The 12,533-nt window shown below is 77.3% G+C and carries 9 protein-coding genes; 3 read left to right on the top strand and 6 right to left on the bottom strand.

Features of this window, described 5'->3' with window-relative positions:
* The first annotated feature begins 139 nt into the window (after nucleotides 1-139).
* Both WDV86_RS12450 and WDV86_RS12455 read left to right on the top strand, forming a co-directional pair.
* The gene (locus WDV86_RS12450; protein ID WP_339567959.1) at nucleotides 140-631 is read left to right on the top strand and encodes a hypothetical protein; all 492 of its coding nucleotides are present in this window, start codon (nucleotides 140-142) and stop codon (nucleotides 629-631) included.
* Entirely contained in the window at nucleotides 628-1,107 is a 480-nt protein-coding gene (locus WDV86_RS12455) for a hypothetical protein (RefSeq protein ID WP_339567960.1), read from the top strand. The genes WDV86_RS12450 and WDV86_RS12455 overlap by 4 nt, the downstream gene beginning before the upstream one ends.
* Before the next feature lie 4 nt (nucleotides 1,108-1,111).
* Here the strand turns inward: WDV86_RS12455 and WDV86_RS12460 are convergent, their stop codons facing one another.
* The 5 genes from WDV86_RS12460 to WDV86_RS12480 form a co-directional block, all read right to left on the bottom strand.
* The gene (locus WDV86_RS12460) at nucleotides 1,112-3,334 is read right to left on the bottom strand and encodes a prolyl oligopeptidase family serine peptidase (RefSeq protein ID WP_339567961.1); all 2,223 of its coding nucleotides are present in this window, start codon (nucleotides 3,332-3,334) and stop codon (nucleotides 1,112-1,114) included.
* A gap of 143 nt (nucleotides 3,335-3,477) precedes the next feature.
* Nucleotides 3,478-6,069, bottom strand: coding sequence for an FtsX-like permease family protein (locus WDV86_RS12465; protein WP_339567962.1), 2,592 nt, complete (start codon nucleotides 6,067-6,069; stop codon nucleotides 3,478-3,480).
* Between the two features lie 3 nt (nucleotides 6,070-6,072).
* A complete protein-coding gene (locus tag WDV86_RS12470) occupies nucleotides 6,073-6,867 on the bottom strand; it encodes an ABC transporter ATP-binding protein (protein ID WP_339567963.1) in 795 nt (264 codons plus the stop codon).
* 160 nt (nucleotides 6,868-7,027) lie between these two features.
* Nucleotides 7,028-7,768, bottom strand: a complete 741-nt coding sequence (locus WDV86_RS12475; RefSeq protein WP_339567964.1) for a response regulator transcription factor — start codon at nucleotides 7,766-7,768, stop codon at nucleotides 7,028-7,030.
* Nucleotides 7,765-9,162 carry a sensor histidine kinase gene (locus tag WDV86_RS12480; protein ID WP_339567965.1) on the bottom strand — a complete coding sequence of 466 codons (1,398 nt, stop codon included), beginning with the start codon at nucleotides 9,160-9,162 and terminating at the stop codon, nucleotides 7,765-7,767. Before WDV86_RS12480 ends, WDV86_RS12475 begins: the two co-directional genes overlap by 4 nt.
* A gap of 276 nt (nucleotides 9,163-9,438) precedes the next feature.
* Here WDV86_RS12480 and malQ point away from each other — a divergent pair, with 276 nt between their 5' ends.
* Complete coding sequence (gene malQ / locus WDV86_RS12485) at nucleotides 9,439-11,589, top strand: 4-alpha-glucanotransferase (RefSeq protein WP_339567966.1); 2,151 nt, start codon at nucleotides 9,439-9,441, stop codon at nucleotides 11,587-11,589.
* On the opposite strand, the gene WDV86_RS12490 is transcribed toward malQ, so the two are convergent.
* Complete coding sequence (locus WDV86_RS12490; protein ID WP_339567967.1) at nucleotides 11,567-12,334, bottom strand: hypothetical protein; 768 nt, start codon at nucleotides 12,332-12,334, stop codon at nucleotides 11,567-11,569. The genes malQ and WDV86_RS12490 overlap by 23 nt on opposite strands.
* Between the last annotated feature and the right edge of the window lie 199 nt (nucleotides 12,335-12,533).

Here is a 12,533-nt window from a genome sequence, read left to right on the forward strand (position 1 = left end):
CATGCTCGACCCGCCGGGGCCGGCGCGCGCGGCAGTCCGGCGGGGCGCTCGAAGCGCCCCCTTCTTCGCGATGTGTGACTTTGTCGCGAAGCGACGCCGAGTGCGACGTCGTCGTCGCACTCGGCGGCAGACTCCGGTCGTGGTCGACGAGGGGGCGCAGAGGGAGCGGGTGACGGGCGACGTGCGCCTCGACCTCGACGGCTTCCCGCGGCGGTGGGCGCGGCCGATGCAGCGGGTGCAGCTGGTGGTCGGCGTCCTCGTCGCCCTGGTCGGCCTGGTCGCTCTCGTGCTGCTGGCCGTCGAGGCTTCGGGGGCGGGTGCCCTCGGCCTCGTGGCGGGTGGGTCCCAGCTCCTCCTCGGCGGGCTGCTGGTCGTCCTCTCACGCATGGACCACGTCCTGCTCGAGGCCTCCGGCTACCGGGAGCGGCGAGGTCTCCGGGGTGGTGCGCCTCGACCGTGGGCCGAGGTCAGCGAGGTCCGAGCACCCGGCGTGCACCACCGCTACGGCGAGATCCTCCCGACGGCCACGGGCCGCCGGACGATCCGGCTGGGCGGCATGACGCGCCAGCAGGGGCTGGACCTGCAGCGGCGCCTGGACGAGGCCCGTGAGCGGGCGGGTCAGGCGCCGTGAGCGAGGGGGCGACGTCGGGCGCGCTCGTCGTGGACGTCGAGGGGCTGCCGACGAGCTTCTCCACCCAGTCGCGACGCATGAGGCGCTTCGTGCTCGGCTACCTCGTCGCGGTCGTGCTCGCGGTCGTGCTGCAGGTGGTCGTGACCGCGTCCGAGGGAGGCGGCGGGTTCGGGTACGTCCTGGCCGCCATCTGGGCGTTCGTCTTCGTCGGCGGGGCGGTCACCTACCTGGCGGCGGTGCACGAGCGGCAGCACCTCGAGCCGGGGGGCGTCCGGCGCAGGGCCGCCGTCGGCCGCGGCTGCGTGACCCCGTGGGCGGACGTCGCCGAGGTCCGGCCTGCCGACACCTACAGCGACACCCCGTACCTCCGCGGCCACGGCCGCTTCGGCGACACCACCCCGCTGATCGGCATGACCGACGACCAGGCCCGCGAGCTGCAGCGCCGCCTGGAGGTGGCCCGGGCGGCGGCGGGCTAGCCGCTCACGGCACCCGGGCCACGTCCAGCCCGAGGCGGTCGCCGAGGAAGGCGAGGACGTCGGCGGACAGGCCCGCCGTGCGGCTGATCGCGCGGGCGCCGTGGCCGACGTCCTTCTCGCGGCGCAGCAGCACCGGTGCCTCGTCGGCGGACCGGGACGTCGCCGCCTGCAGCGCCGCGCACAGCTTGCGCGCGTGCAGGGGGTCGACCCGGCTGTCGCCGTCGAAGACGGTGAAGAGCGTCGCGGGGTAGGGCTCGTCGGCGCGCACGTGGTGGTACGGCGAGTGCGCCAGGAGCCAGCCGAGCTGCTCGGGGTCGGTCGCGTCGCCGTACTCACCGGCCCACGTGCGACCCAGGCCGTGCAGCTGGAAGCGGACCATGTCGAGCAGCGGCGCCGAGCACACGACCGCCGCGTAGGCCGACGGACGTCGGGTCAGCGCCGCCCCCACGAGCAGCCCGCCGTTGGAGCCGCCGAAGATCCCCAGCTGCCCGGTCGTCGTCCACCCGCGCTCGACGAGCCCGTCGGCGGCCGCCTCGAGGTCCTCGTAGACCCGCGGCTTGTGCGGGCCCATGCCGGCGCGGTGCCACTCCTCGCCCTCCTCGCCGCCGCCGCGCAGCCCGGCCTGCGCCCACACGCCGCCGGAGCGGACCCACGCGAGCGTCGACGCCGACCAGGTCGGGCCCAGCGAGATGCCGAAGCCGCCGTACCCGTAGAGGACGAGCGGCGCGGCGGCGAGCGGCCGGCCGTCGTCGTCGAGCGCGTCGGCGCGGGCGGTGACGAGCACCCGGACGGTCGTGCCGTCGGCGCTCGTTACCTCCAGCTGCTGGGTCGTCGTGGCGACCTCGGGCTCGTCCGAGGCGGAGGCCCCCGGCGGCCCCTCGACGAGCTCGACCTCACCGGTGCGCGCGTCGAAGCGGTGCACGTGCGGCAGCGTCGTCGGGTCGGTGAAGGTGAACCACGCCTCGTGGCCGCCCTCGGGGCGCGAGACGAGATTGCCGACGCTGCCCGTGCCCGGCAGCGGCACCTCCCGGAGCAGGGCGCCCGTGGCCAGGTCGTGGACGGCGACGCTGCTCACCGCGTGCGTCGTCCAGGCGGCGAGCAGCACCGGTGCGTCGCCGAGCTCGGGGCCGTCGAGGACGGTCCAGCCGCCGAGGACGGCGTCGTCACGCTCGGCGAGCAGGTCCTGCCAGTGCTCGGGCCCAGGGGAGTGCGGGTCGGCGACGGCCAGGCGCCCGCGCGGCGCGCCGAGGTCGGTGCTCACGTAGAGCCGGCCGTCGCGGCCGACGCGCACCGAGGTGCTCGCGTCCTGCCCGACGACCACCTCGTGCAGCGGCGGCGCAGCGGCGGCGGCGGAGCCCTCGCCGAGGTCGGCGAGCCAGACGTCGCTGCGGGGATCGGTGCCGACGGACGCGACGACGGAGAGCCACCGCCCGTCCCGGGAGACCGAGGCGCCGAAGTAGGTGCGCAGGTCGTGACCGGCGCCGAAGACCTCGACCTCCTCGCTCTCGGGCGCGCCGACGACGTGCAGCAGCACGCGCCGGTGGAACTGCTCCTCCCCGTCGGGCACGAGCTCGGGGGCCTGCCGGCGCACGTAGTAGAAGGCGCCGCCGCCGGGCAGCCAGGCGACGGGGGAGTAGCGGGCCCGGTCCAGCGGCCCGTCGACCACCTCGCCGCTCGCGACGTCGAGCACCCGCAGCACGCTCTCCTCCGAGCCGCCCTCGGAGACCTGGTAGGCCAGCAGGTCGCCCTCGACGCTCGGCTGCCAGGCGTCGAGCGTCGTCAGGCCGCTCGGGTCCAGCACGACCGGGTCGACGAGGACCCGCTCGACCTGCTCGCCGCCCGGGTCGGCCGGGTCGGCCGGCTCGCGCACCAGGAGAGCGCCGTGCTCGGCGCCGGGCTCGCGGCGGGTGGAGAAGCGCCGCGCGCCGCGCCAGACCGGGACCCCGACCGCCCCGGTCGACAGCAGCTGCGTCAGCCGCTGCTGCACCTCCTCGCGCCCGGTCCACCCGGCGCGGTGCTCGGCGAGCAGGGCGTCCTGCGCCTGCGACCAGGCCTGCGTCTCTTCCGACGCCGCGTCCTCGAGCCACCGGTAGGGGTCGCTGACCGTCGCGCTGGGCGAGCCGGCCGGCAGGTCCTCCGCGACGTCGTCACGTCGCGCGGGCGGGTAGGGCTGCGGCGTCGTCGACGCGGCGGGGCCGTGGGTGGGGAGGCTGGAGGCGTCGGTCACGCCGCCACCGTAGGAGCGGGCACCGACAACCGCCCCCGCCGGCACGCCTCTCGCCGTCCCGGTCGGGCCGGGTGGTGGTGCGTCCCCCCGCTGCGCACCACCACCCGGCTGCCTCGTGCCCGACCGGGCCAGGCCGAGCAGGCTCAGGCCGCCATCGCCGCCACGGGCGGGATGCAGCCGGCGCGGCGGGCCGGCAGGGCCGAGGCGAGCATCCCGGCCGTCGTCGCCGCGGCGACGACGGCGAGCACCCGGAGCCACGGGACGTCGACGACGACGCTCGCCTCGGACGCGAGGGCCGCCGAGGTCCCTGCGACGCCGAAGACGACACCGAGGGCGACACCGAGCACCGACGCCACCCCGGCGACGAGCCCCGCCTCCCACAGCAGCGTGCGCCGCACCCCGCTCGCCGGCAGGCCCAGCGCGCGCAGCAGCCCGATCTCCTGGCGCCGCTCGACGACCGACAGCGAGAGCGTCGAGCCGACGCCCACGAGCGCGATGACGACGGCGACGCCCAGCAGGCCCGTCACGACGAGCAGCAACGTCTCGAGGACGTCGTCGAGGCCCTGGCGCACGAGCGCGGCTCCTTGGACGACGGCGCCGGGGACGGCCTCCGTCGCCACCGCGCCGACGGCGTCCACCGTGGCCAAGGTGCCGGCGCCGTCGGGATCGGCCAACCGGCCCCAGACCTGGACGACGGGTGCCGTCCCGGCCAGCCGGTCCAGCTGCGCCGTCGCCACGACCGGCCAGTCGCTGCTCCCACCGACTCGCACCACGAGGTCCGCCGAGCCCGCGGCACCCGTCGCGACGACGACCTGCCCGTCGGTCAGCCCGTTCAGCGAGGCGTAGCCCGGCCCCACGCGGACCTCTCCGTCGGCCGGCGCCACCGCGCTCGGCGAGCGAACGACGGCGTCCGTCCCGGCGTCCAGCCCGAGGGCGGTGACCGCCAGGCCGTCCAGGTCCACCTCGGCGCCCGTCACCTCCGACGCCCTGGTCACCCCGTCGACGTCTCCGACCTGCGGCGCCAGCTCCGCCGGCAGCCCGGCCTCGCTCCCGTCGTCGCCGAGGAAGAGGTCGATGCCGAGGACGACGACGTCCGCCGGGTACTGGGCGGCGAGCCGCTCGGTGACCGTCGCCCGGGTCGACGCCGCGCCGACGAGGAAGGTGCTGACGAGCGTCACGCCGACGAGGAGTGCCGTCGCCGTCGCCGCCGTACGCCGGGGCACCCGGACGGCGTTGCCCGCGGCGACCCGCCCCGGCACCCCGCCGAGCCGGGCGGCCAGCCGCCCGGCCAGGCCGACGACCGGCGGAACGACCCGATGGCAGAGCAGGACGACGCCGAGGAACGTCGGCACGCCGGCGGCGACGCCGAGCACCAGCTCGCCGCGCGCGGACGCCACCGCGAGCACGGCCGCGCCCGGCACGAGGAGCACGAGGCCGAGCACCAGCCGCAGGAGTCCTCCGCCCGAGCGCAGCGGCGCCTTGTCGAGCGGGCGCATCGCCGCCAGCGGTGACACCCGGGTCGCCGCCCGGGCGGGGCTCGTGGCCGCGAGGACGGTGACGAGGGTGCCCGTGGCCATCCCGGCGAGGACCGCCCACCACGGCACCGCCAGGTCCGCCAGCGGGACGGGCAGGTCGAGCCGGCCGGCCACGGCGAGACCCGTCGCCACGAGGGCGACCCCGGCCGCCGTGCCCAGCGCCGAGGCGACGAGCCCGGCGACGAGCGCCTCGGCCAGGACGCCGCGGCGCACCTGGGCGCGCGAGGCGCCGACGCAGCGCAGCAGGGCCAGCTCGCGGGTCCGCTGCGCCAGCAGCACGGCGAAGGTGTTGGCGATGACGAGGCCCGCCACGAGCAGGGCCACGACGGCGAAGGCGAGGAGCAGCGCGACGAGCTCCAGGGCCCCGCCGGTCTGCTCGTCGACGGCGCGGTCGACCACCTCCTCGGCCGGTGAGGTCGTGACGGGGACGCCGAGCGCCTTCCCGGCGACCTGCGTCACGGCGGCGGAGAGCGCCTGCGTGCCCGTGCCCGGTGCTGCCGCGACCCGCAGCCGTGCCGCCGGCCACACCGCCCACGCCGCCGCCTGGTCGCTGGTCACCGCGGCCTGCGGCATGAGGCTCGCCTGGGGGTCGCCGTCCGTGTCGAGGACGCCGACGACCTCGACGTCCTCGGCCGGGTGCGTCGGCGGCTCCGGCGAGCCCTCCGCCGCGGAGCCCTCAGTCGGCTCCCCGGTCGGCGGCGATGTCGGCGGGACGACCGTGACGACGTCGCCGACGGCCGCCGCGACGCGGTCGCTCACCGCGATCTCGCCCAGCCGCTCGGGGAGGCGCCCGGCCGAGACGTGCTGCCAGCGCAGCGGGGAGCCCGGCGGCTCGACGGCCTGGACGGAGACGTACGTCGACCCTGACGCGTCGTCGACGGCCAGCTCCACGGCGAGGTCGGGGTCGACGGCGACGGCCGCCACCCCGTCGACGCCGCGCACCGCGTCGGCGGCCCCGGCCAGCGAGGGTGGCAGGGCGAAGGGGTCGTCCTCGCTGCCGGGCGGGAGCTGGCCGGAGGGCTTGACGACGAGGTCCGCGCCGACGTAGGGGGCCGCCAGCGCGCCGCGCACGCCCGCCGTCGACGTCGCGCCCCCGACGAGGGTCACCACGACGAAGGCGACGGCGATGACGACGGCCGTGGCGCTCGCGAGCAGCCGTCCGGCCGTGTGCCGGATCTGGGCCAGGCTGAGGCGCAGCACGTCTCAGCCCCCCAGCGCGGCGAGCGCCGCGAGCACCGAGTCGGGGGTGGGGTCGGCCACCTCGCCGGCGAGGCGTCCGTCGGCCAGCAGGACGACGCGGTCGGCGTAGGCCGCCGCGGCCGGGTCGTGGGTGACCATGACGACGCTCTGGCCCGTCTCGCGGGCGGCGCTGCGCAGCAGCGACAGCACCTGCGCGCCCGTCCGGGAGTCGAGGTTGCCCGTCGGCTCGTCGGCGAGGACGACGTCCGGGCGGGGCAGCAGCGCCCGGGCCACGGCGACGCGCTGCTGCTGGCCCCCTGAGAGCTCGGCGGGGCGGTGCCCCAGGCGGTCGCCCAGCCCGAGCCGCTCGACGACCTCTGCGCGCCAGGCCTCGTCGGGCCGCCGCCCCGCCAGCACCATCGGCAGCAGCATGTTCTCGCCCGCGGTGAGGACGGGCAGCAGGTTGAAGGACTGGAAGACGAAGCCGATGCGGTCGCGCCGCAGCCGCGTCAGGGCCTTCTCGGAGAGACCGGTGACCTCCTGCGGCCCGACCCAGACGCGGCCCGACGTGGCGTCGTCGAGCCCCGCGAGGCAGTTGAGCAGCGTCGACTTGCCCGACCCCGAGGGGCCCATGACGGCGGTGAAGGACCCGCGGGTCACGCAGACGTCGACGCCGTCGAGCGCGGTCACGGCGGTCTCGCCGCGGCCGTGGACCTTGGTGAGCGCCTGCGCGCGGACGGCGGCGACGGCCTCGGTGGCGCCGGCCGAGGCGCTGGCCGACGGTGCGGGCGGGGCGGGGCGGGGTCGGGCGAGGGGCACGGCGAGACCTCCGGGTCGGGTGCTCGGCGCCGGGTGCGGCGCTCGACGGCGACGCTAGGGACGCCCGTCCTGCGGCCGCGTCGGTCGCAGGTCTGGTCCTGCGCACGTGCCCTCGTCAGACCGTGGTCGGACGCCGTCGCCGACCTGGGCGGCGAGGGCGTCAGCCCGCGGCGTCGCGCAGGAGGTCCTCGGGCCGCACGAGCCCGCAGCGGTAGGCCAGGACGACGGCCTGCACCCGGTCGCGCGAGCCGGTCTTGGCGAGCACCCGGCCGACGTGGGTCTTGACCGTCGCCTCGGAGACCACGAGGGAGGCCACGAGGTCGGCGTTGGACATCCCGCGGGCCATGAGCGCCAGCACCTCCCGCTCCCGGGGGGTCAGCGTCGCGAGGGCCGCGGCGTCCGCGTGGTCGGGCGCGGCGACCTCGGCGGTGGTCGTCGCCGTGCGCAGCATCGGCCCGACGTGCTGCAGCAGCGCCCTGGTCGCACGTGCGGCGATGACGGCGTCGCCCGCGTGGACGGTGCGGATGGCCCGCAGCAGATCCTCGGGCTCGGCGTCCTTGAGCAGGAAGCCGCTCGCGCCGGCGGCGATGGCGCTCATGACGTACTCGTCGAGGTCGAAGGTGGTGAGCACCACCACCTTCGGCGCGTCGGGGCGGGAGGTGAGCCGGCGGGTGGCCTCCAGCCCGTCCATGCGCGGCATCCGGACGTCCATGAGCACGACGTCGGCCGGGACGTCCCCGAGGAGCTGCAGCGCCGCGGCGCCGTCGCCGGCCTGACCGACGACCTCCAGGTCGGGCTGGCTGTCGACGACCATCGTGAAGCCGGCCCGGACCAGCGGCTGGTCGTCGACGAGGACGACGCGCAGCGGTCCGGCGTCGTCCCGCCCAGAGCTCTCGCTCACCACGTGCGGACCGGTGCGGGGGGCTCGGCGGAGCCGGTGGCGGTGCGTGCGGGCGGCGGGACGGCGACCGGCGGGGCGTCGTCCGGCAGGAGCGCCCGCACCCGCCACCCCCCACCGGGCATCGGGCCCGCCTCGACGCGGCCGCCGACGAGGGCGGCGCGCTCGCGCATCCCCACCAGGCCCTGCCCGCCGGGGTGCCCGGGCGTCGCGGCGGCGCCGCGCCCGTCGTCGAGGACGTCGACCTCCACGGCGTCGGCGAGCCACCGCAGCCGGACGAGCGCACGGGCCTGCGGGCCGGCGTGCTTGAGCACGTTGGTCAGCGCCTCCTGCGTGATCCGGAAGACCGCGAGGCCAGGGCTCGGCGGCAGGGGCCGGCGCGCGCCCGTCTCCTCCAGGCGGACGTCGAGACCCGCCGCCCGCACCTCGGCGACGAGGGACTCGACGTCGCCGGACCCGGGCTGCGGCGTGCGCCGGGCCGCCTCGTCCTGGCGCAGCACCCCGAGCAGGCCCCGCATGTCCCCGAGCGCCTGCCGGCCTGTCCCGGCGATGGTCTCCAGCGCCCGGACCGCCGCCGCCGGGTCAGCCCGCGCGGCGTACCGCCCGCCGTCGGCCTGGGCGACGACGACCGAGAGGGAGTGGGCGACGACGTCGTGCATCTCCCGCGCGATGCGGGCGCGCTCGGCGGCGGTGGCGATGACGGCCTGCTGGTCGCGCTCGGCCTCGAGCAGCCGCGCCCGCTCGGCGAGCGCGCGCTCGTGCGAGGCGCGCACGCGGGTCAGGTGGCCGATCGACCACGCCGCGACGACGAGCAGGACGCCGCCACCGGCGAGGATGTACGGGCGCAAGTCGAGGACGCCGAGGCCGGTCGAGGAGAAGCCGTAGGTGCGCCCCACGAGCGCCACCGCGGAGACGACCCCGACGACGAGGACGAGCCGGCCGGCCCGCCGGGAGTCGTAGGCGACGACCGCGTGCACCACGACGAGGGCGGCCGCCGAGGCGGGCAACCATCCGTAGCCCAGCAGGAGGAGGCCGAGGAGACCGGCGACCACCTCCAGGACGAAGGCCAGTCGCGTGGCGACGCGCCGCAGGGCGACCGGCAGCACCAGGGCCACGGCCAGGGTGGCTCGCAGGAACCGCTCGTCGATCGGGTAGAGCAGCTCGGGCCCGACGAGGACGACCACGAGCCCCGCCGTCAGCAGCAGGTCCACGACCAGCGGGTGCTCGCGCACCCACGCCGACACCCGGTCGAAGACCCTCTCGGGGCCGTCCCAGCGACGGCTGCGGTCGTCGCCCTGGCGCGCGTCCGGGAGCGTCGTCGGCCGGACCGGTCGAGGCCCCCGCACCCGCCCCGGACGGGGAGCCGTGCCGGCGTAGCGGCCCGTTCCTTCGTCCACCCGCCGAGCGTAGGAGCCGCCGACCGCCTCGGTCGTCATACCGGGGGTCGTCGTCCTCAGGTCGGACGCCGCCCCGCCACGCGGCGGCCGCCCGCGGGTGCGGCCGCCGGAGGGCAGGGGTGGACGTGGGGGCGTCGAGGGGCCCGCTCCGGGGCGCTCTGGCAGCATCGCGCGCGGACGGGCCTTGGCTCGTCACCCGACCCGGACGTCGGGGAGCACCTCACCCCCGACGTGATCGCCAGCCCTGCTCGCCACGACCCGCACGGACGGAGCTCCATGCCCGACGACGCCCCCTCCGCCCGCCTCACGGAGCTCGCCGAGCGCTACGGCGTCGCCGTCGAGTACGACGACTGGCAGGGCAAGCACGTCGACGTGCCGGCCAGCACCGTCGTCGCGGTCCTGGCCGCGCTCGACGTCGACGCCGACGGCGAGGAGGCCGTCGAGGCCGCGCTGCTCGCCCACGACGAGGCGCCGTGGCGGCGCACGCTGCCGCCCGTCGTGGTGCTGCGGGACGGCCGGGTGGGCGAGGTCGCCGTCCACCTGCCCGACGGCGAGGACGTCGACGCCGAGCTGCTCCTCGAGGGCGGCGGCACCGTCCCGCTCAGCCAGCTTGGAGTCTGGACCGACCCGCGGGAGGTCGACGGGGGGCTCGTCGGGCGCGCCGTCTTCGCCGTCCCCGCCGACACCCCGCTCGGCTGGCACGAGCTGCGGGTCCGCGTCGGCGCGGACCGCGGCGGTAAGCCGACCGCCAGCGCGCCGCTCGTCGTCACCCCTTCCCGGCTTGAGCTGCCCGAGGGCGTGCGTGACGGCCAGCACTGGGGCCTCATGGTCCAGCTGTACTCGGTGCGCTCGCGCCGCTCGTGGGGCCTGGGGGACATCGCCGACCTCGCCGAGCTGGCCAGCTGGAGCGGCGGCGAGCACGGCGCCGACTTCGTCCTCGTCAACCCCCTGCACAGCGCCGAGCCGGTCGCGCCGATGGAGCCCTCGCCGTACCTGCCGACGACGCGCCGCTTCGTCAACCCGGTCTACATCCGGGTCGAGGACGTCCGCGAGACCGCCTACCTGCCCTCGACCGAGCGTGCGCTGCTGGAGTGGGCCGCCGAGGAGCAGCGCTCCGTGTCCGCGCAGGGCGCGCTCGTCGACCGCGACGCCGTGTGGGCCGCCAAGCGCTCGGCGCTGCGCACCGTCTTCGACTCCGGCCGCTCGGCCGCGCGCGAGGCCGACCTCGACGCCTTCGTCGCGCGGGAGGGCCAGGGGCTCACCGACTTCGCCACGTGGTGCGCGCTCGCCGACCGCTTCGGGCTGCCGTCCTCGCAGTGGCCGCCGGAGGCCCACGACCACGGCAGCGAGGGACAGGCCCGTCTGCGCGAGGAGGTCGCCGGGGACGTCCGCTTCCACGAGTGGCTGCAGTGGGTGGTCGACTCCCAGCTCGACGACGCCCAGCGGACGGCGACCCGCGCCGGCATGGCCCTGGGGATCGTGCACGACCTCGCCGTCGGCGTGCACCCCACCGGCGCCGACACCTGGACGCTCGGACCAGCTCTCGCGCGGGGCATCACGGTCGGCGCGCCGCCGGACGCCTTCAACCAGCAGGGGCAGGACTGGAGCCAGCCGCCGTGGCGGCCCGACGGCCTCGCCCGGCTCGGCTACGCGCCGTACCGGGACATGATCCGCACCGTCCTGCGGCACGCGGGCGGGGTGCGGGTCGACCACGTCATGGGCCTGTTCCGGCTCTGGTGGGTCCCGGCCGGGCTGGGGCCCGAGGCCGGCACCTACGTCCGCTACGACCACGAGGCGATGGTCGGCATCCTCGCCCTGGAGGCCCAGCGCTCGGGCGCCGTCGTCGTCGGGGAGGACCTGGGCGTCGTCGAGCCCTGGGTGCGTGACCACCTGCGCGAGCGCGGCGTCCTCGGCACCTCGGTGCTGTGGTTCGAGCGGACGGAGGACGGCTCGCCGCTGCCGCCCGAGCGGTGGCGCGAGCTCTGCATGGCGACGGTGACGACCCACGACCTGCCGCCGACGGCGGGCTACCTCGCGGGCGAGCACATCGACCTGCGCGACCGCCTGGGCCTGCTGACCCGTGACGTCGAGGAGGAGCGGCGCGTCGACGAGGCCGACCGCGCATCGGTCCTCGCGCAGCTCTCCGAGCGCGGCCTCGTGCCCGAGGACCCGACCGAGCGCCAGCTCGTCGACGGGCTGCACCGGCTCCTGCGGGCGGCACCCAGCCGGCTGCTCGGGGTCTCGCTGCCGGACGCGGTAGGGGAGAGGCGCACCCAGAACCAGCCGGGGACCTACGACCAGTACCCGAACTGGCGCGTACCGCTCGGCGACGGCGCGGGCGACCCGGTGCTCGTCGAGGACCTGCCCAGCCGGCCCCGGGTGCGCTCGCTGCTCGCGGCGCTGCTCAGCGACGACCCGCCGCGCTGAGCCGGCAGGCGTCGTCCCACCCGGCCGCCCAGGCCTGCTCGGCGACCGGGGTCGTCGACGTCGGCGCGGCGGCCACCAGGGCGACCGCCTCGGCGAGCAGGTCGTGCAGCTCGGCGTCGACGTCGGCGCGCGCGGCGAGGGAGATGCCCCGCACGGCCGTGCTGACGGCCGACGTCGCCCCGTGCCGTCGGTAGTCGCGCAGCAGCGCGCTGCGGCCGCGGCTGGAGCGCCGCTCGTGACCCGTCCGGGCCAGGAACTGGCGGGCCCACGCCGCGGCGAGCGGGACGTCCTGCAGCGCGGCCGCCGTCGCAGCGCTGAGGCTGCCCTCGGGCCGGCCCTCGAGGTCGGCGAGCATCTCCTCGCCGACGAGCAGGGAGACCGCGAGCGCGCGCTGCTGGTCCTCAGGCGCCACGGGCAGTGCCCGGCGGGCGCACGTCAGGGCGAGGCGGGCGTCCGTGGCCGGGTCCTCGTCCGTGAGCCCCACGACCGCCGGCACGAGCAGGCCCAGGCGGGGCCGGGCGTCGTCGCTCGTGCGGTCGTTGACCTCGCGGGCCAGCCGGGCGAGCAGCGGGTGGGTGCACCGGGGGTGGTCGCTCCACCGCTCGCCGGCGAGGAAGGAGGCCATCTCCATGAAGCAGGCCCCGTGGCGGGGGCTGCGGTGGCGGCCGCGGGACAGGACGGGCAGCACGTCAGGGGTGCTGCTGCGGGTGCTGCTGGGGCGCGGGGAGCGGGTCTGGTCGGGCACGGCGACCTCCTCGGGTCCGGGCGGCGGGCGGGCGCCTCGGTCTGGCAAGTCTGCGCCGCGATCTGCGGACCCACAAGGGTGCTCCAGTTCAGACCTCCGCGGTGATGGGCCAGGTCGGGCTGACGCGACCGCGGTGGCGTCGACCGGCACGACGCACCGCGCCCCGGCCCTGGGCGTCCCCGGTCGCTGCGCTACACCG

Source organism: Pseudokineococcus sp. 1T1Z-3, assembly GCF_037482365.1.
Taxonomy (GTDB): domain Bacteria; phylum Actinomycetota; class Actinomycetes; order Actinomycetales; family Quadrisphaeraceae; genus Pseudokineococcus.

Coding starts and splice junctions, on each gene's coding strand:
- malQ (WP_339567966.1), top strand. CDS start 9,439: ATGCCCGACGACGCCCCCTCCGCCCGCCTCACGGAGCTCGCCGAGCGC.